Annotated in this window: 23 protein-coding genes; 8 read left to right on the top strand and 15 right to left on the bottom strand. The window is 33.4% G+C overall.

Annotated elements, in window-relative coordinates; genetic code table 11:
• The first annotated feature begins 163 nt into the window (after positions 1-163).
• Entirely contained in the window at positions 164-3520 is a 3357-nt protein-coding gene (secA, locus tag ABW637_RS18995) for a preprotein translocase subunit SecA (RefSeq protein WP_367586305.1), read from the top strand.
• 331 nt (positions 3521-3851) lie between these two features.
• On the top strand, positions 3852-5762 hold the full coding sequence (locus tag ABW637_RS18990; RefSeq protein ID WP_367586304.1) for an Ig-like domain-containing protein: 1911 nt from the start codon (positions 3852-3854) through the stop codon (positions 5760-5762).
• A gap of 74 nt (positions 5763-5836) precedes the next feature.
• Here ABW637_RS18990 and ABW637_RS18985 read toward each other — a convergent pair whose 3' ends face one another.
• The 4 genes from ABW637_RS18985 to ABW637_RS18970 form a co-directional block, all read right to left on the bottom strand.
• On the bottom strand, positions 5837-6532 hold the full coding sequence (locus ABW637_RS18985) for a peptidoglycan DD-metalloendopeptidase family protein (RefSeq protein ID WP_367586303.1): 696 nt from the start codon (positions 6530-6532) through the stop codon (positions 5837-5839).
• Positions 6532-7860: a flavin-containing monooxygenase gene (locus tag ABW637_RS18980; RefSeq protein ID WP_367586302.1), complete on the bottom strand. Its 1329-nt coding sequence runs from the start codon at positions 7858-7860 to the stop codon at positions 6532-6534. Before ABW637_RS18980 ends, ABW637_RS18985 begins: the two co-directional genes overlap by 1 nt.
• 75 nt (positions 7861-7935) lie before the next feature.
• The gene (locus ABW637_RS18975) at positions 7936-8331 is read right to left on the bottom strand and encodes a hypothetical protein (RefSeq protein ID WP_367586301.1); all 396 of its coding nucleotides are present in this window, start codon (positions 8329-8331) and stop codon (positions 7936-7938) included.
• A complete protein-coding gene (locus ABW637_RS18970) occupies positions 8315-8902 on the bottom strand; it encodes an RNA polymerase sigma factor (protein WP_367586300.1) in 588 nt (195 codons plus the stop codon). Before ABW637_RS18970 ends, ABW637_RS18975 begins: the two co-directional genes overlap by 17 nt.
• A gap of 150 nt (positions 8903-9052) precedes the next feature.
• Here ABW637_RS18970 and ABW637_RS18965 point away from each other — a divergent pair, with 150 nt between their 5' ends.
• A complete protein-coding gene (locus tag ABW637_RS18965; RefSeq protein WP_367586299.1) occupies positions 9053-9403 on the top strand; it encodes a DUF6249 domain-containing protein in 351 nt (116 codons plus the stop codon).
• Positions 9404-9472: 69 nt separating this feature from the next.
• Here ABW637_RS18965 and ABW637_RS18960 read toward each other — a convergent pair whose 3' ends face one another.
• The 5 genes from ABW637_RS18960 to ABW637_RS18940 form a co-directional block, all read right to left on the bottom strand.
• Entirely contained in the window at positions 9473-11032 is a 1560-nt protein-coding gene (locus tag ABW637_RS18960; RefSeq protein WP_367586298.1) for a leucine-rich repeat domain-containing protein, read from the bottom strand.
• A 183-nt stretch (positions 11033-11215) separates the two neighbouring features.
• The gene (locus tag ABW637_RS18955) at positions 11216-11854 is read right to left on the bottom strand and encodes a hypothetical protein (RefSeq protein ID WP_367586297.1); all 639 of its coding nucleotides are present in this window, start codon (positions 11852-11854) and stop codon (positions 11216-11218) included.
• Between the two features lie 392 nt (positions 11855-12246).
• Positions 12247-13629 carry a hypothetical protein gene (locus ABW637_RS18950; protein ID WP_367586296.1) on the bottom strand — a complete coding sequence of 461 codons (1383 nt, stop codon included), beginning with the start codon at positions 13627-13629 and terminating at the stop codon, positions 12247-12249.
• Complete coding sequence (locus tag ABW637_RS18945) at positions 13601-14209, bottom strand: hypothetical protein (protein WP_367586295.1); 609 nt, start codon at positions 14207-14209, stop codon at positions 13601-13603. Before ABW637_RS18945 ends, ABW637_RS18950 begins: the two co-directional genes overlap by 29 nt.
• On the bottom strand, positions 14193-14684 hold the full coding sequence (locus ABW637_RS18940) for an RNA polymerase sigma factor (protein ID WP_367586294.1): 492 nt from the start codon (positions 14682-14684) through the stop codon (positions 14193-14195). The genes ABW637_RS18945 and ABW637_RS18940 overlap by 17 nt, the downstream gene beginning before the upstream one ends.
• A 289-nt stretch (positions 14685-14973) precedes the next feature.
• On the opposite strand from ABW637_RS18940, the gene ABW637_RS18935 reads away from it, so the two are divergent.
• The 3 genes from ABW637_RS18935 (at position 14974) to meaB (ending at position 16995) form a co-directional block, all read left to right on the top strand.
• Positions 14974-15195, top strand: coding sequence for a hypothetical protein (locus tag ABW637_RS18935; protein WP_367586293.1), 222 nt, complete (start codon positions 14974-14976; stop codon positions 15193-15195).
• 83 nt (positions 15196-15278) lie between these two features.
• On the top strand, positions 15279-15833 hold the full coding sequence (locus ABW637_RS18930; protein ID WP_367586292.1) for a DUF2911 domain-containing protein: 555 nt from the start codon (positions 15279-15281) through the stop codon (positions 15831-15833).
• A gap of 73 nt (positions 15834-15906) precedes the next feature.
• Positions 15907-16995 carry a methylmalonyl Co-A mutase-associated GTPase MeaB gene (gene meaB, locus ABW637_RS18925; protein ID WP_367586291.1) on the top strand — a complete coding sequence of 363 codons (1089 nt, stop codon included), beginning with the start codon at positions 15907-15909 and terminating at the stop codon, positions 16993-16995.
• A gap of 5 nt (positions 16996-17000) precedes the next feature.
• Here meaB and ABW637_RS18920 read toward each other — a convergent pair whose 3' ends face one another.
• Complete coding sequence (locus ABW637_RS18920; protein WP_367586290.1) at positions 17001-18269, bottom strand: acyloxyacyl hydrolase; 1269 nt, start codon at positions 18267-18269, stop codon at positions 17001-17003.
• A gap of 414 nt (positions 18270-18683) precedes the next feature.
• Entirely contained in the window at positions 18684-18962 is a 279-nt protein-coding gene (locus ABW637_RS18915) for a hypothetical protein (RefSeq protein WP_367586289.1), read from the bottom strand.
• Between the two features lie 336 nt (positions 18963-19298).
• On the opposite strand from ABW637_RS18915, the gene ABW637_RS18910 reads away from it, so the two are divergent.
• Positions 19299-20819 (top strand): BCCT family transporter, encoded by a 1521-nt coding sequence (locus tag ABW637_RS18910; RefSeq protein ID WP_367586288.1) that lies wholly within the window; start codon positions 19299-19301, stop codon positions 20817-20819.
• A 42-nt stretch (positions 20820-20861) separates the two neighbouring features.
• Positions 20862-23108: a transglycosylase domain-containing protein gene (locus ABW637_RS18905; RefSeq protein ID WP_367586287.1), complete on the top strand. Its 2247-nt coding sequence runs from the start codon at positions 20862-20864 to the stop codon at positions 23106-23108.
• 46 nt (positions 23109-23154) lie between these two features.
• On the opposite strand, the gene ABW637_RS18900 is transcribed toward ABW637_RS18905, so the two are convergent.
• The 4 genes from ABW637_RS18900 to ABW637_RS18885 form a co-directional block, all read right to left on the bottom strand.
• Positions 23155-23730: a phosphatase PAP2 family protein gene (locus tag ABW637_RS18900; protein WP_367586286.1), complete on the bottom strand. Its 576-nt coding sequence runs from the start codon at positions 23728-23730 to the stop codon at positions 23155-23157.
• Between the two features lie 17 nt (positions 23731-23747).
• Positions 23748-23975 carry a DUF8828 family protein gene (locus tag ABW637_RS18895; protein ID WP_367586285.1) on the bottom strand — a complete coding sequence of 76 codons (228 nt, stop codon included), beginning with the start codon at positions 23973-23975 and terminating at the stop codon, positions 23748-23750.
• Positions 23976-24048: 73 nt separating this feature from the next.
• The gene (locus ABW637_RS18890; RefSeq protein ID WP_367586284.1) at positions 24049-25134 is read right to left on the bottom strand and encodes an OmpA family protein; all 1086 of its coding nucleotides are present in this window, start codon (positions 25132-25134) and stop codon (positions 24049-24051) included.
• A 103-nt stretch (positions 25135-25237) separates the two neighbouring features.
• Positions 25238-26608 carry an MATE family efflux transporter gene (locus tag ABW637_RS18885; protein WP_367586283.1) on the bottom strand — a complete coding sequence of 457 codons (1371 nt, stop codon included), beginning with the start codon at positions 26606-26608 and terminating at the stop codon, positions 25238-25240.
• Positions 26609-26694: the final 86 nt, after the last annotated feature.

Genomic DNA, 26694 nt, shown 5'->3' with positions numbered 1-26694 from the left:
GCACACTAAGTATTGTATAACTAAGGTCTTTATGGCCAGAGATGATATAAACCCTAAACAATTAGGGTCAAAAACACCTACATACCAATAGGTTGAAATAACCAATTTAATTGCTTCATGCCATTAGATTTGAAAAATCTCGATAAAATATATATCCATAATTATGGGAATTTTAGATTCTGTATTAAAAGTATTTGTTGGGGATAAGTCCCAAAAAGACGTAAAAGAAATTCAACCAAAAGTTGAATTAGTCAAACAAGCTGAAAAAGCAATCGAAGGACTTTCGCATGATGAATTAAGAGCTAAGACTATTGAGTTTAAAAATAGAATAGATCAAGCTCGTTCTGAGATTAACGCGAAAATTGAAAAACTTAAAGACGAAGCTAATGCCGTTGAAGATATTGACAGAAAAGAAGATATCTACGTAGAGATCGACAAACTGAAAGACGAAGCATATCAAGCTACCGAAAAGATATTAGATGAAATTCTTCCAGAAGCTTTTGCCGTTGTTAAAGAAACAGCCAAACGTTTTACTAATAATGACGCTATAGAAGTTACAGCTTCTACCTATGATCGTGAGCTTTCTGGCACAAAAGATTATATAACACTAGATGATGACAAAGCCATTTGGGCTACTAGCTGGGATGCAGCTGGTAAAGAGGTAAAATGGGATATGATTCACTACGATGTACAGCTTATAGGTGGTATCGCAATGCACCAAGGTAAAATAGCAGAAATGCAAACAGGTGAAGGTAAAACGTTAGTAGCTACCCTACCTGTATATCTAAATGCTTTATCGGGTAATGGAGTACATCTAGTAACCGTAAACGACTATCTTGCTCGTCGTGATAGTGAATGGATGGCACCTATTTTTCAATTTCATGGGTTAACCATAGATTGTATTGACAATCATAGACCAAACTCTGCAGAACGAAGAGCAGCATATAATGCAGATATTACCTATGGTACTAATAACGAATTTGGTTTTGATTACCTACGTGATAACATGTCTCACGCTCCTGAAGACCTAGTACAACGACCTCATAATTATGCCATTATCGATGAAGTCGATTCTGTATTAATTGATGATGCACGTACACCTCTAATTATTTCTGGACCTATACCCAAAGGGGACATACACGAATTTGATGAATTAAAACCAAAAATTTCGGATATCGTTTCGGTACAACAAAAATATCTTACCACGGTTCTTGCAGAAGCTAAAAAATTAATCAAAGAAGGAGAAACCAAAGATGGAGGTTTCAAATTACTTCAGGTATATCGAGGGATTCCTAAAAACAAGGCTTTAATTAAGTTTTTAAGTGAAGAAGGAGTAAAACTACTTCTGCAAAAGACCGAAAACTTCTATATGCAGGATAATAACCGTGAGATGCATAAAATTGATGCAGACCTGTATTATGTTATAGAAGAAAAAAACAACCAAATCGATCTTACCGATAAAGGTGTAGAATATCTATCAGGTAAAGATGATCCAGATTTCTTTGTATTACCACAAATCGGTATGGAAATCGCTAAAATCGAAAATTTAGGATTATCTAAAGAAGAAGAAGCCGAAAAGAAAGAAGATCTTTTTAGAGAGTATAGTGTAAAGAGTGAACGCATACATACATTACGTCAATTACTAAAAGCATATTCATTGTTTGAGAAGGATGTAGAATATGTGGTAATGGACAATAAAGTAAAAATCGTTGACGAGCAAACCGGTCGTATTATGGATGGTCGTCGATACAGTGATGGGCTACACCAGGCAATTGAAGCTAAAGAGAATGTAAAGATTGAAGATGCCACCCAAACTTTTGCTACCGTTACTCTACAAAACTATTTTAGAATGTACCGCAAATTATCAGGTATGACTGGTACTGCGGTTACAGAAGCAGGAGAACTTTGGGAAATCTATAAACTAGATGTAGTTGAAATCCCAACAAATCGCCCTATTGCAAGACATGACAAAGAGGATTTAGTATATAAAACTAAACGTGAAAAATACAATGCAGTAATCGAAGAAGTTACAGAGCTTTCTAGAGCAGGAAGACCAATACTTATTGGTACTACTTCGGTAGAAATCTCTGAATTATTAAGTCGCATGCTTACTATTCGTAAAGTACCACACAATGTACTAAATGCGAAACTACATAAAAAAGAGGCTGATATTGTAGCTGAAGCTGGTAATACCGGAATGGTAACCATAGCCACCAACATGGCAGGTCGTGGTACCGATATTAAATTATCAGACGAAGTAAAAGCTGCTGGCGGTTTAGCAATTGTTGGTACCGAGCGTCATGACTCAAGACGTGTAGACAGACAGTTACGTGGTCGTGCAGGTCGACAAGGAGATCCGGGAAGCTCTCAATTCTATGTTTCTCTAGAAGATAACCTAATGCGCTTATTTGGTTCAGAGCGTATCGCTAAGATGATGGATAGAATGGGATTAAAAGAAGGTGAAGTAATTCAGCATTCGATGATCTCTAAATCTATTGAACGTGCTCAGAAAAAAGTAGAAGAAAATAACTTTGGAGTTCGTAAACGATTACTAGAGTATGATGATGTGATGAACGCACAGAGAGAGGTGGTTTACAAACGTCGATATCATGCATTATTTGGAGAACGTCTAAGAGTAGATATTGCCAATATGATCTATGATACTGCCGAAGTGATTACCGAAGGCAACAAAATAACTCAGGATTTTAAAAACTTCGAGTTTGAGTTGATTCGCTATTTCTCGATGAGTAGCCCTGTTTCTGAAGCTGATTTTGAAAAAATGGATCAGCAAAAAATTGCAGGCGAAGTATATAAAGCAGCATATCAACACTATCAAGATAAGATGAAGCGAAATGCTGAAGCTGCTTATCCTGTAATTAAACAGGTATATGAAGATCCATCTAGCAAGTACGAAAGAATCCTGGTTCCGTTTACAGATGGTGTAAAAAGCCTAAATGTTGCCACCGACCTAGAAAAAGCGTACCAGACCGAAGGAAAGCAATTAATTACAGATTTCGAAAAAAACATCTCACTTGCCATCATTGATGATGCATGGAAAACGCATCTGCGTAAAATGGATGAATTGAAACAGAGTGTTCAACTTGCCGTTCACGAACAAAAAGATCCTTTATTGATTTATAAGTTTGAAGCATTTGAATTGTTTAAATCTATGATCCATGACGTTAACAAGGATGTGATTTCTTTCTTATTTAAAGGAGAATTACCAACAGGTAATACGCAAGACATATCTGAAGCTCGCCAGGTGCGCAGAAAAGAAAAGCTCGAAACTTCTAAAGAAGAAATCCCTAATATGGATGAGCGTGCTGCTCAAAACAGAGCTGCAGGGCAGACACAAGGGCATCAACAAGTCACCGAGACTATCGTTAGAGAACAACCAAAAATTGGTCGTAATGATAAAGTAACCATCAAACATGTGATGAGTGGTGAAAATAAAACTATGAAATACAAACAAGCCATCCCTTTAATCCAAAAAGGAGAATGGGTATTGGTAAATGAATAAGACTACATTGAATGTCAAGAATAAAAAACCTGAAGTAGTACTTCAGGTTTTTTTTATTTTTAATATCAATAAAAAGTCATAACAGATGCATAAAACATACGAATATATCAGTACGGATTTATAAATCTCAAGAACATTACTTTGTTGATATGCATGACATTCCTATATATTTACCCTTTTTAACAAAAAAAACAATAAAGCAACTCATATAACGTTGATTTTAATCTACAATAGTATTTAAAAAGGGAAAGTTGGATACTATTAATCAAAATTCACATACAATCATTTATTTACAAAAGTGTTTAGGGGATAAACACAAAAATTAACTACTATGAAATACATTACTAGATCAATTTTTTTTCTATCATTATTATTATCAATTAGCTGTAGTGACGATGATCCAGTTCTTCAAAATCCAGGTATCGAAGGTTCTGAGAACCCAACCATTCAATTTGAAGACAATGACATTTCATTTAATTTTGTAGACCTAAAATGGCAAGCTGCTACGGGGCCAAATAATGAAACCATAGTGTATGATATTTTTTTAGGGGATACCAAAATAAAAGACAGTAATAAAGACACTGATTACACTTTGACCAAATTAGAGGCTAATACAGAATATTCTGGTCGTATTGTACCTAAAATACAGAAAACCTCTTCTAAAGCTGCCAACACTAAAATGGCTACGGGATTGTCTCCAATACTTTTTACTGTTAGAACCAAACAATTTTCGAATCCCGATGCACCTACACCCGAGATTTCGAACATCAATGTAAACAATGTAACAAATACTGGAGCAACATTAAACTGGGATACTGCCACAATAAGCGATGGATCAGAAATTACATACAATATCTATTTAGAAGGAGATTTAGTAACCAGTAGCCTAACTACTACTACTTTTACTTTTGAAGATCTAGAACCCAAAACACTTTATAAAGGTGTTCTATTGGCTATTAGTACAAATCAAAAATCAGCTGCACTGGATTTTGAGTTTACCACTTTACCAAATTCTGACGAAATACCATTAACAAGTTTTACGTTTTATCGAGGAGCATCTACAAGCTATCCTGCAAGCGATTGGCTACAATTAATCCCTATATTTTCTCCTGCAAATGCAAATGCCGTAGATTTAACCTGGACAAGTAGTGACGATAATATAGCTGTAGTAGATAAATCAGGTTATATAAATACCAAAAATATTGGAGTCACAATCATTACCGCAACTTTTGTTGACGACCCAAGTGTAACTAGGTCTATAGAATTAACAGTTACAGATAGAAGACCTATAGACGCAAAATTTATTTCGGCTCAACCAAAAAGATCCTCGCTACTAATAGGGGATTCTAAAACAATACAAGTGAATAAGTTTAACATAGAAGGAGGCTCTGCAGATGATAGTTTTACCTTCAGCTCTAGTGATGCTTCTATTGCATCTGTTGATAATAGCGGTACCGTAACAGGCTTAAAAGAAGGTACAGTTGCTATTACAGTTACATCAACCGTTGATGCAAATATAACCGCAAGCGTAATGCTACGAATAGTCCAGACACCAATCCCTATTAGTAATTTTGTATTTTTCTATGACAACCCACTCTCCTTATTTACAGGTCAATCACGAAATATCTATCCAAGAATAGAACCTGAAGATGCTACCAACCAAGAAATTATCTTTACCTCTACAAATACAAATGTTATAGAAATTTATGCCGGTAATTTTGCAAAAGCTGTTGGGGAAGGAAATGCCAGTGTAATAATAACCTCTGTAGCAGACAATTCTATTACAACAGTAAGAGATTTTGTAGTCGTACAAGATCCTACCTCATATGATGAAGTTACTGGTATTTATAAAGCTACTGCAAACTCAAAAGTTACATTAAGCATTGATGGTTTTGCAGAGTTAGCACAAGGTATAGATCCGAATTCTGCTTATTTAGAAAGTACTTTTTCTGTAAAAGATAAAAATGGCCAAGAATTACTCACCCCCGAACAACAGATTGGCGATACTGTTACATATTGGTTTGATGATCCGGATCTGGATTACATTAACATAAACATCGAAACAAATCAAATAGTTTTCACCATGCCAGATGATGGTGAAGTAACTATCGATGTTTCTCTTATAGTTAATAACAGTAATGATTTTTTGCTCTATTATGTTAATTTAACTATTGCCAATGATATAGGCTTTGGAGTTACAAAAACTGCACCTTTACGTGAAGACCAAATAATTTTAAACTAGTATAGGCAAAAAAAGTAAGTTAGTAGTAAGCTTCTATAATCTGCGATATTGATTATAGAAGCTTATTTTTTTAATCATTTATAAATTTTTAGTAGAAGATTCGGATCAGGACAATTTTGAAGATAAAAATCTAAATCTTTTTTGCTAGACACCCCTGGATAATCTCCAGTATAGCCTTGCATATCTTTAATGATCTGAAAATGCAAATGAGGCGCATAATCACCATTTACCGATGCATCTCCTAAATATGCGATACAATCTCCAGCATATATATTTTGACCAGCCTTCAAATTAGAAAGAGAATCTATGGTTAAGTGACCATATAAGGTATAAAAAGTTACCTCGTTAAATATATGCTCTAAAATGATTGTAGGACCATAATCTCCATAGTTATTATTATTCTTAAAGCTATGTATTTTCCCATCTAACGGAGCCAATATTTCGGTTTCTGCATCACACCATACATCAATCCCCAAATGAATATTACGTTCGGTTTCGGGATCTTGTTGATTAAAATGTGCACTTCTTCTATACATACCTCTTACTTCATTATATCCACCGTAAGCTACTTTTGCATTATTTTTATTCAAATACGCAGTAATATGATTCTCAAATGCCTTTGAAGAGGATACATCTATACTTTCTAAATGTTTATTGTTTTCGGATAAATCTATAGAAATATATTCTTCTTTAGAAAACTCTGAAGACACTACCGGAATAAAACTTTGTGATAACTTAGAGATAAACTCAGAAAAATGGTTATTCTTCATTAAGCACTTTTTGAAATAGGTTTAGATTGTTTAGACTTCCAATTTTTAGGTAACTGTTTTAGTAATGCTTTTCTAAAAGCGTGATAGTCTACTGTAATCGTATGTCTGGGTGTATTTATCTGCTTGTAATGAGGGTTTGTAACTTCTTTTTTACATAATGCTTTTATATTTGAAGGCATTTTCCATTCTCCAGCCAAATAATTGGCCAAAACTTTACTTTGCAATTCTGATCCCGGCCAAATACATCCTAATGGCTGAAACATACCCACAAAAAACACATCATGATACTCGGGGTGAAACATCTTTAAATATAATGGTACCGGACCATCACTATAGTTTATAAATGATTCTTCAAAAAAAGAATGTTTCAGAACATATCCTGTGCAAGCAATAATTACATCAATATCTTCCTTTGTCCCATCCTTAAAATAGGCAGTGTTTCCTTCCAATTTTTCGATATCTACTTTAGGATGTACTTTACCATGTCTAATTTTATAGAGTAATTCATCATTAATTGTTGGGTGCGTTTGTCCGAATTTAGTCTTTACCTCCTGTAGTCCATACAGTTTGTTTTTGCCTAACATAATCGTTAGTAATCGATCATTCAACCAACTTCTGATTTTGATAGGTAACCATGAAGAACGTGCTCCAACGATATCCGATGGTATTCCAAAAAAGAATTTAGGGATAATACGATACCCTCTTCTCCAACTTATACTAGTCTTTTTACTCACTCTGCTAGTCTCTACTGCTACATCACAGGCAGAATTACCACCTCCAATCACTAAAACTCTTTGATCTGCGAAGGGTGCCGCTTTTTTATAGTTATGAGAATGCATAAATTCTCCAGAAAAATTACCTGGGTATTGTGGCATTCTAGGTACCGAATGATGACCATTACAAACTACAAGATCAGTAAAAATCTCTTCTCTTTCTTTTCCATTTTGTAGTATGGTAATGTGCCATTTATTAGTCCCTATCCTTTTGCAGTCCTTTACAGACGTTTCAAACTCTATACATGGATATAAGTCAAAATGCTTTGCATAGGCTTGAAAATACCTTCTAAGTTCATCGTGAGAAGGATAATCTGCTACGGTTTTATCAAAATCATCAAAGGTATAATCTTCGTATTGAGATAATGTTTTTGAGCTTATAATATGCGTAGTATCAAAAACACTAGAATGGCTTTCGTCTTCAGAATAAATCCAGTTACCACCTACTTCCTTATTACGGTCATAGCAAACGACCTCTAAATTTTTATCTTTTAAGTTTTTGAGTGCAGTGATTCCACTTGGCCCTGCTCCAATTATACATATTCTTTTTTGCATACAACTGCTTCCCTATAATTAATATGTATGTAAAATAGAAAATGTACCGCAGTTTAAAAAATATTTTTTGAAACGTTAAATAGAAAAACTTCTATCAATCCTCTTTTTGAGCAGAGTAACTTGCACAAAAAACAGGATACCTAAAAACAATACACCATAAATAGTTGTTTTAGGCAGTACTAATCCAGAAATTGGATTTTTGATATTTATTGAATTTAAAATGGAAAAATCAATAGTTCTAGACACAGATTCGGTTGTATGGGGTAAAAAGGTTAATGCAAAAATTACTGCTACCGCAATTAAACTAATAACAACCCAAGTGCTTTTAGAAATAAGCGGTTGATATGCAAATGTACTTTTAGATTGAGCAACTTCAACTCGCTTCATCACATTTTGCAAAAAATCAGAAGGAGGAGTATTCAATCCTGCTTCTTTTACCAATCTTTCTATATCTTTATATTGCTCTTCCATTTTTACTACTTAATTCTGGTGATATATGATGTTGTAATATCGAATAAAGTTTTTTTCGACTTCGATACAATTTTACTTTCACATTATCTATGGTTAAACCCACTATTTCAACAATTTCTTTTACACTTTTTTCTTCAAAATAATACAAAGTAACGATAACTGCTTCATCTTCGGGAAGCTTCATTATACTATCTGAGATAATTTCTTTTCTTTCTTTAGCTTGTAAATAGCTCAACGCATCATTAACAAGCGCTATCTCTCCTTCATGTATATCTTCAATAAGTTCTGATGTCATCATTCGCTTATTAGCTTTAATTATATCCAGGCTTTTTCGGTAGGCTATGGTATACAACCATGTCGAAAATTTTGCATCTCCTCTATATTTACTTAATGATTCGTATGCTTTAATAAAACTATCCTGCGCAACTTCTTCGGCTTGCTCCTTATTTTTTACCATTCTATATACTACCGTATATACTAATGTCTGGTATCGCTCAACAAGGATCGAAAAAGCATTTATCTGCCCTTCTAGAACTTGATTGATATAATATTGATCTGATTGATGGTTCATTTATACATAAGACGACACTATATAATTATAGGTTACACTATTCTTTCTAAAAAGTACAAAATATTTTTTTATCACTTTTTTGTAACCTGATTAACTAAGATATCGTCTTAATAGAAAAACGAACAGTATTAATCATTTAAAAATTAAATTATGCAAGGACCAGAAATTCTAATACCCATAACTTTTTTTGGTAGTATTTTCGGAATAGTATATCTATTTGTATCTGCCAGAAACAAAGAACGGTTAGCCCTAATCGAAAAGGGAGCAGATGCTTCTATCTTTTATAGTAGCAAAGAAAAAAGAGTAACGCCATTATGGAAAGTATTTATTCTAAATTTCTCACTATTATTAATGGGAATTGGACTTGGTATTTTTATCGCAGGGATTTTAACAGAAGTAATTGGTGTAAAGAACGGTATAGCCGAACCTGGAACTATATTCTTAATGGCTGGAGCAGGATTATTTGTTGGCTTCAATATGACCAAAAATCTAGATAAATAAATTGCTCCTGGATTACAAAAAAAACACCGATTGCATATCGGTGTTTTTTTTATCTGTAGTTTTAACTAATTACTCTTCGCATATATCATCTTCATCCAGCCTAAGATTATCTGGATTATCAAATAATTCACATACCTCTTTTGGGATATTCGTAACTGGATTCCCCCTCAAATCAAGTGTTCCCAAATTACTAGTTCTTAAATCCCCTAATGCTCTTGGTATTTCTGATATGTTATTATCATTTAATCTTAAAGAAACTAAGTTTATTAACTGTCTATATACTCCTACCTGTATCGTTTGGATATTATTTTGCCCTAAATCTAATAATGTTAATTGATTTAACCCATCTAATGTTGATGGCAATGAGGTTAATCTATTATCTATCAATATTAAAAAACTTAAATTACTCAAAGTATTAATCCCATCAGGGAGTTCGCTTAATTTTGAAGAAATAATCGATAAAGATTCAAGCATAGACAATTTACCTATACTCTCTGGAAGTTCATAAACAGTTACAAGAGCCGCCGCCGCAATACTAAATGAAACTACTCTACCCGAACTATTCAAAGTAACACCACTCCAATTATCTATTTCTGTAGCGTTGAGATCCCAATTTCTAAGATATTCAACCGGTAAATTTAGATTATCCAACTTAAAATTTGCCTTGTAAAACTCTACCAAAACTGCCCTATCACTTCTAGGACTATCTTCAATATAGATATCGAATCTATATTCTTGGGTGGTGCCATCATTTCTTGTAATGGTATAAATAAGTAACTCATTAAAATTTTGAGCCTGGCCACTCACAGGGCTCACCGTAATTCCGTTTGAAGTTTCAATTATAGGCGTTAGATTATCAAGGTCGGTACCCGTTGGCAATTCCAAACTAACATCCTGCCCATTAATAGTAGCATTATATTCTTCACCATTGATGGTAAAAGTAACTTTAGAGATCGCATCTTTATAAGTTTCGACACTATACTCAGTTTTTGTAACTCCGTCTTGAGCAGTAACCGTATATGTTAATCCATTCGTAAAGTCTTGCGTTATATCTGTCCCAGGGTTAATTGTAGCACCCGAAGAAAGTTCGATGGTCGGAATCAATGCCGAAATATTGGCTTCAGAAGGAAATTCTATTGTGATAGTATTATCTTCTATTATTCCAAATACATCTTCGTTAAGATTTGCAGATGGATTTCTATCCACATCGAAATCAAACCTAATTATTTTACTCTCATTATTATCCTCTAATATAGCAGTAACTGTATATGTTGATTCGCTAAAACCATCACCGGTAACTTTATATTCTACAGGTTGAGTAAAATTTTCCGGAAAACCTTCGCCAGGGAATATCCTAGCTCCTTCTGACACTTTAATTGTTGGCTCTAAAAATGTTAATGAAGTACTTGCTGGTAAAACAGCTGTAATAGTTTTATTTGCTTCATCTATGGTCGCAATTACATCCTCTTGCAAGTTATCATTGTTACTTGCTAAAAACTCAAATGAAAGTATTTTGAGTGATTCTTGCTGTTGAGAAAGATTACCATTACCTACATCATCATCACTATTGCAACTTGATGTAACAAATCCTAAAACTAAAGCCCCTAAAATAAATAATTGTTTTTTCATTGTGTGATTGTTTTTTATTCCAATCACTTAAACAAACCTCATGCCAAAGCGTTAAAAAGATCTATTGCTTTACGCAAACTCTACGAAACATAAATAAATCGATATGTACTTTCTACGTACATCAAGAGCATAAAAAAAGGCCTATCCAAATATGGATAGGCCTTTTTTATTATTTTATTTATTTTACATATCTGCAACTTGGTCGTTGTCTACAAATTTCTCTACAACCACAGATTCTCCTTTATTGTTTTCTAACACATAAACACCAGTAGGAAGTTGGCTTAAATCAACGTAACCTTCTGTTTTAGACAAAATATGTACTGTATCCTTTACTTCGAATAATTTAATTTTATCTCCTTCAACAAAATCAACAACAGTAACTATATCTCCATCTCTTGTAATCTCTAATAAACCTGTTTGTGTGTGCTCATAGTAATTAACGAACTCTTCCTCTACATCTACCTCACTAGACACATAAACTCTTTCACTATCTCTCTCTAAAACAAACTCATCATTTACAATATCAAAAACACCATCTATATTTAATTCATCTTCTAATCTCTGAATAACTATAGATTTCCCTTCACTATTCTCAAGTAAATAAGATCCCATAGGCAATTGACTCAAATCAATCTCGTTGTGCGTCTTAGATAAAATATGATCTCCAGTCTCAACTTCAAACAATTTAATTTTATCACCTTCTTCAAAATTCATAACCATAACTAACAAACCATCCTTCTCTACTTCAAGAGTTTGGTCATTGTCATTCGCATAGCTAGCAACAAAAAATAATAAACTAAATATATATGCAATTGATTTCATCTTCTTCATACTTTATAATAATGGTTCTTAGTTCCTTTATTACGGTTTTACCATACAATGATATTATTTAATTGTTGTTAAACAAACTAAAAGCCAGACTTTTAGATCAAGTGTTTTTGATTCTCGACAAAAGACACAAAAAATGTTAATTTTTAACGTTTTACAACCTAACCTCTTGATTACAAGTGTTTTATTTTTAAAAATCTCTTGATACAACAGACAAAAAGCATTGTTTTCCAGATGAAATAACTTAATAAACAATTATTCTTACTTTTTACTCTTAATTAAATGTGAAGAAAAGGATCACTAAGTTGTACTAAAAAAGCCTCATTAGTTGATCAACCAATGAAGCTTTTTTATAATTAACACTACAATTACTATGAAAAAACTATCTATTTACTATGTAATACAACTTCGCTATATTTAGCATTAATTGTAATCATTTTATCGGTACTACGTGTATTTTGAAATCCATTTATAAATACGTTTCCAAAATTCTTTCTTGTATTTATTTCTAGGGTTTTAGGCAAAGAGATTATACTTTGCGCCCCACTATAGGATAAATTAAAAGCCGTTTTAGGTAATTTTAATTTAAAATCACTGTTTTTAACTGCTAAATCTAAGGTAGAAAAAGTCTCACCAAGGTTTTCTATTGTAATTACTCCAAAGCTTCCAGAAATCGCTCCATTTTCTTCTAATTCCTGAATATAGATATTGCTTGAATCTGCATTTACTAAAAGATTCTTAGCATTCTGTATTCTACAGTTTTTTACATAATTTACTACAAGTCGACCATTGTTCCATTGACGAACAAAAACAGGAGAATACGAAGCTTTAATAAAGGTTTGGTCTCCATCAATAATATTGGCCGAAAGTTTAGTATGTGATAAAGAGGCTTTGACATTTTTAGAACGTTCTGCCAATTGCACATCACCATGACGAATGTTAAGTTTCAACTTAGCACCTACAGGCATGCGTACTTTAATAATTTTATTCCCACCCGTATTCATGCTTTTTTTGGCAGCGCTATAGCGATATACTGTAACATTAGCAGTTCCGGCTGGTTGGCCTTCAATATCTTTTATTAGTTGAGAAGCCCAAGCCTCCATTTGTTTTCCATACTGCTGTCCCCATGTTTCAACACGTATCCCCAATTGACCAGATACTTTATTTGGTTTATCTTCAAACTGTTTAGCCCATAACTGCTTCTTTTGGTCTATATCATCGCTAAACTTCTCACGTATCTGATTCTCCCATTGTTGGATATACTTTTCTTCACCTTTACTTTTTTTATTCGCATTTACGCTAACATTTGAAAAATCTTTTGAAAGAGCATTAGGCATTGGATTATTCGCTATGTTTTCCATAATAGGACCTAACATATTGGCAATAGCTGGCCCCAACATTCTTAACTCTTCTTTGCTAATTCTTACATTAGCTGCAGTAACACTTCCAGCCCATAAATTTCCTGCTGCAGAATTGATTATTATATCATTACTATTCCCCGAAACATTAACTTTCCAACTATCAAGAATTCGCTTACTATTTTCATCAGTAAGATCATCACCTTCAAGAAAAGCTTCTACCTCCACTGTATTTTTATTCCATGTTTCAAAGACAACATTAGTATGACTAGTGTTAAGGTTAACCGTTACATCTGCATTTACATTAAATTTTTCTTTTAATTTATTCTGCTTGTCTTGCGCAAATAGCCCTGCACAACATAACATACATGATGCAACAATACTAAGCTTGTATTTCATCGTAATTTTCATTCGCTATTTTTTCTAATTCTTTTAATTTATCGTTTAATCTATTTAATAGACTAAGTCTCAACTTTAAATTTTCTATCATTGCCTCTATACTCTGCTGATTTGGCCCAACTTCCATAAGTTCTTTGTTAAGTCGTTGGTATTCACTATCCAGGTTTTTTAACCGCGCCATAAAACTTTCTACCAATTCTCTATTGGTATCATCTACAGTTATTTGAGACAATTGGAATTTTATACTTGTTAATATGGTATTTTCGACCTCTTCATACTCTGGGGATATTTCTGCCAAAGGAGAAGATTGTTTATCTAATACCACCATAGAATTTTTTACTTCTGTATTATCAACAACATCAGTTGTATTCGATGTATCCCCCTGAAACTGATTAAATGTCATCATAGAAACTGAGAGAATAACAACTACACTTGCGGCAATCTTGAGCCATGAATAATTAATCTTCTTTGTTGTTTTTACAGGAAGTTCTTCCTCCAACCTATCCATAAATCGCTGTTGGTGACCTTCTTTTATTCGCTCTGAAGGAAGCTTTTTATCTTGCTTTAATAGCTCTCTAATATCTTGTGCCATCTCTCAAATGTTTTAGTTGATCCTGAAGCTGTTTTTTACCTCTATGAACTAGTGTTCGTGACGCTACTGGAGTAATATCCAATATTTCGCTTATTTCTTTATGGTCATACCCTTCTATTAAAAATAACATAACTGCATATTTATATTTCTCTGGTAATCTTTCGATTGCATTTTTTACCTCATCTACTGTAACAGAATCAGAAACCGACCAATCGTTCTGTTCTTCTACAGTAGTCATCACTTGTTCATTAATAGCCACCATATTCATCTTCTTCGCTTTTAGCATATCTATGCTTTTATTAATTACAATTCGCTTAAGCCAGGCGCCAAAAGTTACATCACCAGTAAATTGGTGTAACCTACTAAATGCTTTAATGAAAGATTCTTGCATAGCTTCCTCTGCCTCAAAGGAATCCTTAAGGAATCGTAATGCCACATAATACATACCATCACAGTACTTATTATAAAGCTTCATCTGAGCCCTACGATCGTTAGCTCTACATAACTCTATTAGCTCGCTTTGTAACAAACTTCTTTAACTTTTGGTTAGTGATTCTTATTTAAAACAATCTTAAATCTTTATTCATCTATATAGACGAAATTGTATTTCTCTTGTTGCAAAATTATAGATAAAAACTCTTTAAATCCAACAATCATTTGAATATCAAATAATTAATATGAAATTAACTATTGTTAAAGTAAGCTTTTTCATCAAAATGATACTAATTCAACGACTTTTATTAATCTATTAACCAGTATTAACCATGCAAAAATTAAAGAAAGGTTACGACTATCGTAATCATGAAGAGGTAGAAGATGTTTTTAATCTTTTAGAGAAAAACTTAGATTGTACTAATAAGTTGATAAATCATATTGACAATCTAATTGAGAAAAAATATTTTTCTGAACCTGTACACAACGTATTAACCACTCTTAGAAATACATGCGCAGTAAATGTGATGAACATTGCTCAATTAACTGAGTAAATTTATTTTATGAGTAATTAAAAATGTACTTATATGTTTTTGATATCGAAAAAAACTATCTTTCGATATCAAAAACATGTATTATGCCAAAGCTATTAAAACGAACCGTTATTATCATATTGGGATTAGTTATCATTGGATTTGCAGGCATGTTTATCATGAAACAAAATACTAAAAAGCATAGCCCAGAAGAAACGATTACACACACGGCTAAAGATGCTACTTTTACTGTATTTTACAATCGCCCATATAAAAAAGATAGAGAAATTTTTGGAAACTTAGTTCCGTACAACGAAGTATGGAGAACTGGGGCCAATGAAGCCACTACTTTTACAACCGACAAAGACCTGCATATAGACGGCACACCACTTAAAGCGGGAACATATACCTTATGGACTATACCCAACCCTAAGTCATGGAAAGTTATCTTTAATAGTAAAGAGTATGACTGGGGAGTACATATGGATGGTACAGTAAAAAGAGATCCCGCTTTTGATGCCCTTATTGTAGAAGTCCCTGTACTACCATTACTAAATACAAAAGAGCAATTTTCTATTTATTTTGAGAATGCAAATGATTTTACAATACTCTATCTGGCATGGGATAAGACTGCTATAGCAGTTCCTATAAAAATTTAAAACAACATATTCTATTGCTAAACGATAATAAGTTTACCAAAAGTAATTTTTAACTTTGTCATAAAGCTATTCTGTGCCTAAAGATAAGACCAAACATACTAACCCAACTTCAAAAGTACCTTCGAGTACTAATAACCAAGCTATTGGTCGATTTAAACAACTACAACAAAAAGAAGTATCAGTAGATACTATTTTTAAAGCTATCACTTCTAAAGATACCACAGCGTTAAGTAGAGGCATTACTTTAATTGAAAGTACACAACATAACCATACTAAAAAAGCTCAACAACTTATCGAAAAGTGTCTCCCCTATGCCAATAATTCGGTAAGAATAGGAATAACAGGAGTCCCTGGAGTCGGAAAAAGCACATTCATTGAAGCATTAGGAAGTCTGCTTATTCAAAAAGGTAAAAAAGTTGCGGTTTTAGCCGTAGATCCAAGTAGCACAATCTCACGTGGTAGTATTTTAGGAGATAAAACCCGTATGGAATCGTTGGTCAGATCTTCAAATGCATTTATCAGACCTTCTCCTTCGGGGAATTCATTGGGTGGAGTTGCACAAAAAACCAGAGAATCAATCATTCTTTGTGAAGCAGCCGGATATGATATTATCATTATTGAAACTGTGGGAGTAGGACAAAGTGAAACCGCTGTACACAGTATGGTAGATTTCTTTTTATTGTTAAAACTTGCCGGAGCAGGTGACGAGCTACAAGGGATTAAACGTGGTATTATCGAAATGGCAGATGCGATAGTAATCAATAAGGCCGATGGTGATAATCTAAAACGGGCCAGAGAAGCAAAAAATCAATTCAGAAAAGCATTGCATCTATACCCACTTAACCAGAATAGTTGGTCTCCTGAGGTGATGACTTGTAGTGCATTAGAAGAAAAAGGTATTGAAGAAATATGGGACTTAATTTTAAAATATCTCGATATCACGGCCAAAAATGGTTTTTTTGAGGACAACCGAATTCAACAAAATAAATTTTGGCTACTACAAACCATTGAAGAACAATTAAAAAGTAATTTCTATAACCACCCTAAAGTACGTGCTGCGTTAAATTCACAAATCGAAGCTGTTCAACAGCATAAAATAACCCCCTTTGCTGCGGCCAGGTATTTATTAGAATTAAGTAAAGAATTAAGAGAAAAAGAGTAGATAAATTAACTCTTATTTCTTTTTCTTTCTTTGAAATTGAAACGATATACATAACCCAAACTAAGTTCAGAAAAGTCGGCTTGTCCTAAATTTGCATTAATATGTGCAGCAAGGAAGAAGTTATTTCTATTCAATGTATATGTATTAAATAAATAGTATTTTATCCCTAATCTACTAGACACAGTTCGTTTTACTTTATAGTATGAGTTTAATTCTCCAAGTTTAGCATATTCTCCATTGTAGAAAAACCCCTGACTAAGTTGCCAGTCTATTTTATAAAAAGGCTTATGAATATTTATGCCCATATCAAATTCGATTCCAAAATGTCCTACAAAAAGCTCTGTAGTCACAAAAGCTCCAAGATTTGTAGCATATCGATATATATTTTCTTTAAAATAAGGTACCTGATCCCTTATTAATTCTTTATCTTCATTAATATGATCATAATAATGTTCATAAAATCGATAATACATTCCTACTCCAAACTTAAAATTTCTGTTGATAACCTTACCTGCAGAAAATGCTACCGAATACACTTCTTTTTTATCGTTAAAAACACGAGAAAGGACATTTTGTCCAATACCAGTTCTTAAAGAAAAATATGTTTGTGACGATCTACTTCTATTTTGTTTTTTTTCTTTTACATATTCATCAGATCTTTCTCGCTCCTGCCCAATACTTGATGATAAACTAAGCAAAAATGAATTTAATCCTTGATTGGGTAATTGTGTATGACCATTAGAATAGTGAGTATATCCTAATCCTAAACGCCAACGTATGGACTTTCTCCTTAATAAATCATAGTAGAAAAACGATCTAAATGACCAATTAAATTGTGTTGTTATCGCCTTATTAAATGGATTCGTATCTGGATCAAATTGTGTATCGATATATGACGCTCCCATACCGACATTCAAATTCCATCTATTTGATTTTTTTCTAAATAATCCAGTTTCAATAAAGGGCATTAGTGTATAGGCATACCCTATTTTTTCGGTATTCCCAAAATCGGTTACCCCTAAAGAAATACCGGTTTTTGGATAACTCAACCCAATTGTCCATTGTTCATCGACCATAGTATTATATCCACCGAAACTAATGAAAAAGGATTTTTGAGGATCTGTTTCTGGAAAATCAGTATTAGCCTCCATGGTTTTTCCGAATAAAACCTCTGGTACAATATAAACTGTACTCTCATGTTTGCTCGTAGATGTTTGCCCATACATTTGCACCCCTGCAAAAAACAAGAACAAGTAGTATTCCAAATACTTCATGTATTCCCTTTATCTAACTCATAAGAATTTCCCCTTACTTACAAGTTATTTGTTTATAATCTATACTTCTATAGGTATACCAAAAACATACGTGCTATACCCTTCTATTGGTAGAAGTAAAAACTACAAATAAAGCAATATTTAACATATCTATAACATTTTCACTAAAATTATTTTAATTTTACGTTAGTATTTGCTTATTATTAAGTAAAAGACAAACGTTTTTTGATATTAAAAAGATTTGATTTGATCAAGCTATAAATGAATTTAAAAAAGGAAACCTTCTAACGGGTAATTTATCACGGCTAATATATTTAATGAAATTCGCCATTATTTATATATACAAGCCTAGGCCCAAAAAACTACTTTTAGTTTTGAGTTATCAAAGACTTGCTATTTTATAGAGTAGAAAAACTATTTATCTTCAATTTCTCCTACATCTTCTTTACTTACGCCTGTAGGTACATCCATTATAGGGTTTTCAAAGCTCTGCATCGAATCTGCTAATCTTTTACTTATTTTAACCAGATAAATTGTATCGACTGTTTTTACTTCTACAGCTTCAATGGCTTCATTATGATGGTTTTTAAAAGAAACAATATCTCTATCATTATATCCATCAGGAAATTTTTCTACAAGAAGGTTTAAGATATTTTTATTCAATTTTTTGTAGTCAACAATTACTCTTCTCATGGGTTTGCAGGTTTAGTTAGTGATATCTATCAGAAATGCGCAGAAGCAACATTTTACAATACAAACCTTGGGGTGTATCTTTCTAACTAACCCCAAGTAACGTTCAATTCGGGTATAGAGCATAATCTAATCTTATGCTACTACAAGTTTATTTAAAAAAAATGAAACTTTCGAGAAATCAATCTTAAAAAATAAATATTTTTTTAGAGTTTTTACTTGTTAAAAAACTCAAAACTTTTCTATGGTTAGCAATCTATTCTCAAAACTTTTTTGGACATTTATAATCAATCGAAAGTGATACTGCATAAAAACTTCACTTAGTAAGCGCAATAGCTCATGAAATTAAATCTTAAACAAAATAGTTTACTCTATATTTCATTAGGTATACTGCTCTTTTTCTCATTTTTCTTATATGTTTTCACATTAGAAACCTATAATGGGATTGAATCCTTTTCGGTATATATACGCCAGCGATTTGGTAGGTTTTATCTTTGGCTGGGATTACTTTGTGTATTACTTTTAATAGTGTTGGCACTTTCTAGCTGGGGAAAACATCGATTAGGAAAAGACACCGATCGTCCACAATTTTCTCGTTTAGCATGGATATCTATGTTATATAGTGCAGGGATGGGCGCAGGAATCTTGCTTCGTGCAGTGCAGGAACCTGTTTTTATGATGCGTAACCCTCCTATCAATAATCAAACCGACTCAGGAACCATTGCTCTAGAATACACCTTTTATCAATGGGGTTTTACGGCTTGGGCATTTTATGCTGTATTTGCAATCGCGGTGGGATATTATCTCTTTGTGCAATCCAAAAAAGTACTCTCTAGTAGTGCCTTTTCATCTGTTGAACGTCTAGTAACTTCAAAAAAACCGCAGCAGTTTATTTTTGGTAGTATTGATGTACTTGCTATCCTTACTACTGTCTTTGGACTTGTAGCCGCCATTGGGTTGGGTACTACTCAAATCGAAGGAGGTCTTACACACTTACTACAAGAAGATTTCGGTCTTAAAGGAACCATTATAGTACTTCTCATCATTTCGGTTTTGGCATTTATATCTGCTTTTAGAGGTGTAAACAAAGGAATTAAAGTAATCTCTACCTGGAACATTTATATTACCATTGCTCTTTTGTTTTTTGTGCTTCTGCAAAGTGATATTTTATCCATATTTAGTCAATTCTCAACTTCATTGTATTATTATATTATTGATTTTATCCCATTAAGTCTGGCCTATGGACAGTATGACCCTGGTGAAGCATTTCTTACAGATTGGACATACTACTATTGGGCGTTTTGGTTAGCATGGGCTCCTTTTACCGGCATATTTATTGCTCGTATTTCGAAAGGAAGAACTCTTCGAGAAATTATATTAGGTGTGCTACTTATACCTTCGTTAGGAACTTTTTTCTGGTTTACAACCTTTGGGCAATCGGCTTTTGCTATCATCGAAAATTTTGGTTCTTACCAAGGGCAATTTGATAATGTATTTAGTTCAATTTTTATTTTTTTTGAAAACTACCCCTTTCAAGGGTTTATAAATACGTTAACTATTTTACTTCTTATAAGTTTTCTGGTTACCTCATTAGATTCAGCCATTTTTGTACTTAGTATGTTTACAGATGGTGGAAAACAACAACCATCAAAACGACACCGTCTTTTATGGAGCATTATTCTTACTATTTTTTCGATTGGGATCATTTTATTAGGAAATGCAAAAACAGATATTAATGTCCTGATAGCAATGCAAAAACTTCTTATTATTACTTCTCTACCCTTTTCATTACTTATGGTAGTAATGATAATTCTTTTTATATACGATTTTAGAAAGAAACAACAAATCGGTTCTACTTAATAATATGTCACTTTCGACGTTATGTATGTCGATAATATGATTATGATAAAAAAACTTATAGAAAAAAGATGGATTAAATGGTCGCTACTTGTATTCGGAGTAACGCTGTTGACCTTTCTATGCTTTTATGCAAGTATATATTTTGGTTTTTTCGGAAAATTGCCTGATAAAAAAGAATTAAGCTCCTTAAAACAAGCAGAAGCAACTCAGGTATTGGACAAAGACGGAAACCTAATTGGGAAGTACTACATTTACGACAGGCAGCCTATAACCTATGAAGATTTACCTCAACATCTTATCGATGCATTGATTGCTACCGAAGATGTACGTTTTTATGAGCATGATGGTGTAGATAACAAAAGTCTGTTACGAGTATTTTTTAAAACGATATTACTACAAGATAAATCTTCTGGAGGAGGAAGCACAATAACACTGCAACTTGCCAAAAACCTATTCGGAAGAAAAAAGTATAGCATGTTTACTACGGTGATTAATAAACTAAAAGAATCTTTCGTTGCAAAAAGAATAGAGGATATATATTCAAAAAAAGAAATTCTTACGCTTTACTTTAATACAGTTCCTTTTCCTGATAACACCTACGGAATTGAAAGTGTGTCTCAAAAGTTTTTCAATAAACCGACTCACAAACTAACACTTTCTGAAGCCGCCACACTTATCGGAACGCTAAAAGCCAATCATAGTTATAATCCCAGACTTTTCCCCGAAAGAAGTCAGTTGCGAAGAGATGTTGTCCTTCAACAAATGGTCAAATATGAGTACATAAGCACTAACCGGGCAGATCAAACCATGAGTCAAAGTATCGCTTTAGACTATCAATACTTTAATCACGACCTTGGATTGGCCCCATACTTTAGATCAGCAGTAAAAAAAGAGCTCGCCGAAATTTTAAAAAAACATAAAAAACCCGATAGTACAACATATGATATACATAATGATGGATTAATTGTTCATACTACATTAGATTACAAAATGCAGGTTTTGGCTGAAGAAGCTATGAAAGAACACATGCAAGCCTTACAAAACGATTATGAAAAATCGTATGGCGGTGCCGCTCCATGGAAAAACAACAAAGGCCTTGTACAGAAAGCTATGAAAGGTCTTGATATTTATAAGAACTATAAAAAACAAGGATTCACCGAAGATCAAATTAAGGATTCTCTTTCTATAAAAAAGGATATAGAATTGTTTGAATGGGCAGGAAATAACACGGTAAAAGTATCTTCACTGGATAGTCTTCAGCATTATCTCAAGTTTCTTAATGCAGGAATGATTGCTATAGAACCCTCTACAGGGGCAATCCAAGCATATCTTGGCGGAATTGACTATCGCTATTTTAAATATGATCATGTATCGCAAAGCAAAAGGCAAGTAGGTTCTACATTTAAACCTTTTGTGTACACCACGGCTATAGAAAATGGTATGAAACCTTGTACATATTTTTCGACAAAAGAAATCACATATACCAATTTGGATAACTGGACTCCTAAAAATTCATCAGAAGAAGAGGATCCTCACCTTAACTTTACTTTAGAAAAAGCATTGAGTACTTCTGTGAATACGATTGCTGTAAAAGTTTTAAATGAAGTAGGTATTCCAAAAGTGATTGATCAGGTTAGAAAGTTAGGAATTACTGATACTCTTTCAGAAAAACCTGCTATGGCATTAGGTACAGATGGTATTAAGATTAAAGACCTAGCGGGAGCTTACGCCAGTTATGTTCATAATGGAAAAGCAGTAAAACCCTATTATATATCTAAAATTGAAGATAAAAACGGTAACCTTATTGCCTCTTTTGGCCCTGTAATTGCAGAAACACCCGCCTATAGCAATTACACAAGACAAGTGCTTTTAGAAATGATGAAATCTACTGTAGAACAAGGTACTGCTACCAGATTAAGAACTACCTACCAGTTAGAAAATGATATCGCTGGTAAAACAGGAACAACACAAGATAACAAAGATGGCTGGTTTGTTGGTATCACACCCCAACTTGTGACAGTAAGCTGGGTCGGAAATGATAATTACAATATTGGTTTTAAAACTACAGCTTTAGGTCAAGGTGCAAATACTGCGCTACCCATTTTCGCAAAATTGTATCAAAAAATGAATCTCGATGCCACTTTTGACCCTATTACAAAAAGTAAATTTGAAGAACCATCTGAAGAAGTGTTGCAAGATTTGGACTGTAAATCAGAAAAAAGAGACAACATTTTAAAACGGCTTTTTGGCAAAAAGAAGAAAAAGAAAAAGTTTAAAAGTGAAAAGTAAATTTTATGAAAGAAGGTGAAAGCATCTTTGATTAACCTAAAAAGGTTTAACTTATTACATTTCCATACCGTTGAACAAGGTATGTATGAAGTTTAAACGCTCCCAATCCTAATAGAATACCTATTGCCATTCCTGTGATAATATCGCCAGGATAATGTACTCCAACATAGATCCTACTATAGCTTACTACAATAGACCATACTACCATAAATGGAAAAATATATTTAAGGTGTTTTTGAAGAGCTAATCCCGTAAAGAATGCTAATGCCATAGAACTTGCTGCATGAGCCGAAAAATACCCATGACGCCCACAACGTTCTGCAATAAATCTTGTGAAATCTGCTACTCCATCTGCCCTACAGGGCCTGGGCCTCATAAAAAGAACATTTTTAAACAAATTTGATAATTGATCTGAAGCAGCAATAAGAGCTGCAACAACGAGTAAAGTAATTATCGTACCTCGTATCCCAAAGTATTTATAAAAAAAGAATAGTAAAACCAGGTACAAAGGGATTTGATATAACTTTTCGGTCATAAACAACCAAAACCAATCCCATGAAGAAGTTCCTAAATTATTGAGATATAAAAAAAGATCTTTATCTAGTTGTATGAGTTCTTCCATCTGTCAAGTTAAATCTTTTAGTCATCGTAGCGTTCAATCTCGCGGTCATAGAAGTCATTTGCCGCTTGAAAAAGGCTCTCTGCCTCACTCTGAAGCTCTTTTTCATCATGTTGATCAAACTCCTCAAGCCATTCTACTTCGTCATTTTCCAAATTAATAATAAACCTGGGAAACTCTGTATGTACAACAAATATAGCTTCTGGATAATCAGTATTATCTCCTAATAAGAATTTTGGAAAGCCCATAATGAATACTTAAAATTATAAAGGTTCAAAGGTACTATCTTTTTGGGCAAACCAGAACATTATTATCGAACTGTTATTTAATTTTAATCTCTACCCTGTTATTAGAGTCAGGATCTAAATCAGAACCTGTGGTAACAACGGGAGACGTATCTCCGGCAGCAACAATTTCGATTAAAGATTCATCAACTCCTTTTTCAACCATATATTTCTTCACATTACTAGCTCTCATAGCAGACATGATTTCATTTTCGAATCTAGAACCTGCATCATCGGCATGACCAATAATTTTAACGGTGTTTACTTTAAATATAGTTACATACTGGATATAAGAATCCAATGCTTTCTTGATTTCTGTATATGCTTCACTCTCACCAATCAAAAAATCAATGGGTGAAAAATCAAGGGCCATATTACACACTTGTCCTGCAACAAGGTTTTTTGGAGCTTTCATTTCCATAAGCAGTACATCATCTACAAAATAATACCCTGTATCATATTTACTACCTTTTACAGATTTTCCCTTTGGGTTATCTGAAAAATACCCAAGAGAGATATATTTTTCGGTTCCTTTTGCTTTATATACTCCACAAACTTTGGTCCAGCCTTTAGTATTACAAACCATTTTAGAAGATTCTACATGTAAAGGAAGTTTTGATGTGGCCGATATTCTCGGAACTCTGGCACTAAAATAAGCTCCTATAGAAGAGGTACATGAATTAGATATTCCTTCTCCAAGAGAGACATACATATGATAATAATAATATTTACCTGCTCCCAATGGTCGCTTTAGCTTAGCAGTTACTCCTTCTTTATGCATTCCTCCTGCAATATACATTCCCACTTTCCCTTCTCCAGTTTTTGGCTCTTGCGCCCCAAACTGTTTTAAAAAATTTGGTGATTTATGAATAAACCTAACCGATTCTAATCCTGGGTGGTATACGTCAGGGGTATTGATAGAGGGTTTCCAATCTTTCATAATCCCAAAATTTTGCATTTCCATATCCATACGTCTAATGGTCGTATTGATATTCTCAAAACTAGGGTTTGGGATTAAATTCTGGGCGATACTGTGTTCGAAGTTTTGGCTTTTACCACTTTGCGTAAACGCTACTGTAAAGGCAATCAGCAGTAGACAAAATTTAGAATTTGGGACTCTCATTTTTTGTGTTCTGTTTTTTTGGAAAGATAGTTAATTATTCGTTAATACCAAATAAACGTAATAAGTCTGTTAAACGTATTTCTTCTTTATTTTTTTCGAATAATTAACCTCTATTGATTAAACGATTTGTTAACTTATTAAATCTAAAATACAACAATAATGCCGAAGTTGTTAGCCCGGCTAATAGCCCAATCCAAATTCCTGAACTTTCATATTCTGTAAATAATCCTAAGTAATAACTAATAGGAAATCCCACCACCCAATACGCTACAAATGTAATTACCGTTGGGATTTTTACATCCTGAAGCCCTCTTAGTGCTCCCAATACAGTTACTTGTATTGCATCTGATATTTGAAATAATGCTGCTATAATTAAAAGTTTGGCTGCAATACTAATTACCTCGGTATTGTCTGCTAGATTCGTTGCATCATTAACATCTAAATAGATCATAGGCAGCATTTGATTGCACAAAATAAAAATGATTGCAAAAACTGTTGCTATCAAAAATGACAACAGAAAGATTGAAATTGCTATTCTTCTTAAATCTTTAAACTTCTGCAGCCCTTTTTGATTACCAACTCGCACCATCGCTGCGACACTTAATCCCATAGCTACCATAAAGGTCATCGAAGATAGATTTAATGCAATTTGATTGGCTGCTTGCGGATTTTTACCTAAAATCCCAGATAACCATATGGCGGCTGTAAATATGGCTACTTCGAAAAACATTTGCAGTGATGAAGGAAAACCTAATTCTAGGATCTTTTTGATCATTTTGCTTTCCAGAACAAAAAACTTAATTTGAGTAACATACCCATTGGATTTTTCTTTCTTGTTAAGCAAGATCCATAAAAATATAACCATTACAAATCGAGAAGCTAATGTACCTATAGCCGCTCCTACAATTCCCATTTCTGGAAAACCAAATTTCCCGAAAATCAAAAGGTAATTCAATACGACATTAATTACATTGGCAATCAAAGTGGCATACATAGGGTATTTGGTCATTGATAAACCGTCTGAAAATTGTTTTAATGCCTGAAAAACGATTAGAGGTATCAAAGAAAAAGCCACCAGATCCAAATACGGTATAGCCAACTCAACCACTTCTTCTGGTTGTTTCATTAAATACATCAATGGCTTTGCTAAAAGAATCATTAAAAACAATACGATTCCCAGCGTAGTACACAAAAACAATCCATGTTTAAAAGCCGATTTACCATTTTTAAAATTGTTCTCTGCATCTGCTTCTGCTACCAAAGGGGTAATCGCCGTAGAAAATCCAATACCCAACGACATGGCTATAAACATAAAACTATTACCTAAAGATACCGCTGCCAATTCTGCAGTTCCTAATTGACCTACCATAATATTGTCTACCAGGGCCACAAGTGTGTGTCCTAACATGCCCATCATTACCGGAGCTGCCAATTTTAGGTTATATCGAAATTCTTTAGTGTATTGATCTAGCATTTTTTGGTTTTGAAGACGTAAAGGTATTAGAACCAAAATAAACTAAAATATTCTTATCGTATATTTAACGTTCTTTAATTCTAAAT

The organism is Aquimarina penaris, assembly GCF_040786285.1.
Taxonomy (GTDB): domain Bacteria; phylum Bacteroidota; class Bacteroidia; order Flavobacteriales; family Flavobacteriaceae; genus Aquimarina.
This window is presented reverse-complemented; position numbering and strand designations above follow the sequence as displayed.

Bases quoted from the DNA above. Each gene is read 5' to 3' on its own strand.
- secA (WP_367586305.1), top strand. From the start codon at position 164: ATGGGAATTTTAGATTCTGTATTAAAAGTATTTGTTGGGGATAAGTCC.
- ABW637_RS18990 (WP_367586304.1), top strand. From the start codon at position 3,852: ATGAAATACATTACTAGATCAATTTTTTTTCTATCATTATTATTATCA.
- ABW637_RS18985 (WP_367586303.1), bottom strand. From the start codon at position 6,532: ATGAAGAATAACCATTTTTCTGAGTTTATCTCTAAGTTATCACAAAGT.
- ABW637_RS18980 (WP_367586302.1), bottom strand. From the start codon at position 7,860: ATGCAAAAAAGAATATGTATAATTGGAGCAGGGCCAAGTGGAATCACT.
- ABW637_RS18975 (WP_367586301.1), bottom strand. From the start codon at position 8,331: ATGGAAGAGCAATATAAAGATATAGAAAGATTGGTAAAAGAAGCAGGA.
- ABW637_RS18970 (WP_367586300.1), bottom strand. From the start codon at position 8,902: ATGAACCATCAATCAGATCAATATTATATCAATCAAGTTCTAGAAGGG.
- ABW637_RS18965 (WP_367586299.1), top strand. From the start codon at position 9,053: ATGCAAGGACCAGAAATTCTAATACCCATAACTTTTTTTGGTAGTATT.
- ABW637_RS18960 (WP_367586298.1), bottom strand. From the start codon at position 11,032: ATGAAAAAACAATTATTTATTTTAGGGGCTTTAGTTTTAGGATTTGTT.
- ABW637_RS18955 (WP_367586297.1), bottom strand. From the start codon at position 11,854: ATGAAATCAATTGCATATATATTTAGTTTATTATTTTTTGTTGCTAGC.
- ABW637_RS18950 (WP_367586296.1), bottom strand. From the start codon at position 13,629: ATGAAAATTACGATGAAATACAAGCTTAGTATTGTTGCATCATGTATG.
- ABW637_RS18945 (WP_367586295.1), bottom strand. From the start codon at position 14,209: ATGGCACAAGATATTAGAGAGCTATTAAAGCAAGATAAAAAGCTTCCT.
- ABW637_RS18940 (WP_367586294.1), bottom strand. From the start codon at position 14,684: ATGAAGCTTTATAATAAGTACTGTGATGGTATGTATTATGTGGCATTA.
- ABW637_RS18935 (WP_367586293.1), top strand. From the start codon at position 14,974: ATGCAAAAATTAAAGAAAGGTTACGACTATCGTAATCATGAAGAGGTA.
- ABW637_RS18930 (WP_367586292.1), top strand. From the start codon at position 15,279: ATGCCAAAGCTATTAAAACGAACCGTTATTATCATATTGGGATTAGTT.
- ABW637_RS18920 (WP_367586290.1), bottom strand. From the start codon at position 18,269: ATGAAGTATTTGGAATACTACTTGTTCTTGTTTTTTGCAGGGGTGCAA.
- ABW637_RS18915 (WP_367586289.1), bottom strand. From the start codon at position 18,962: ATGAGAAGAGTAATTGTTGACTACAAAAAATTGAATAAAAATATCTTA.
- ABW637_RS18910 (WP_367586288.1), top strand. From the start codon at position 19,299: ATGAAATTAAATCTTAAACAAAATAGTTTACTCTATATTTCATTAGGT.
- ABW637_RS18905 (WP_367586287.1), top strand. From the start codon at position 20,862: ATGATAAAAAAACTTATAGAAAAAAGATGGATTAAATGGTCGCTACTT.
- ABW637_RS18900 (WP_367586286.1), bottom strand. From the start codon at position 23,730: ATGGAAGAACTCATACAACTAGATAAAGATCTTTTTTTATATCTCAAT.
- ABW637_RS18895 (WP_367586285.1), bottom strand. From the start codon at position 23,975: ATGGGCTTTCCAAAATTCTTATTAGGAGATAATACTGATTATCCAGAA.
- ABW637_RS18890 (WP_367586284.1), bottom strand. From the start codon at position 25,134: ATGAGAGTCCCAAATTCTAAATTTTGTCTACTGCTGATTGCCTTTACA.
- ABW637_RS18885 (WP_367586283.1), bottom strand. From the start codon at position 26,608: ATGCTAGATCAATACACTAAAGAATTTCGATATAACCTAAAATTGGCA.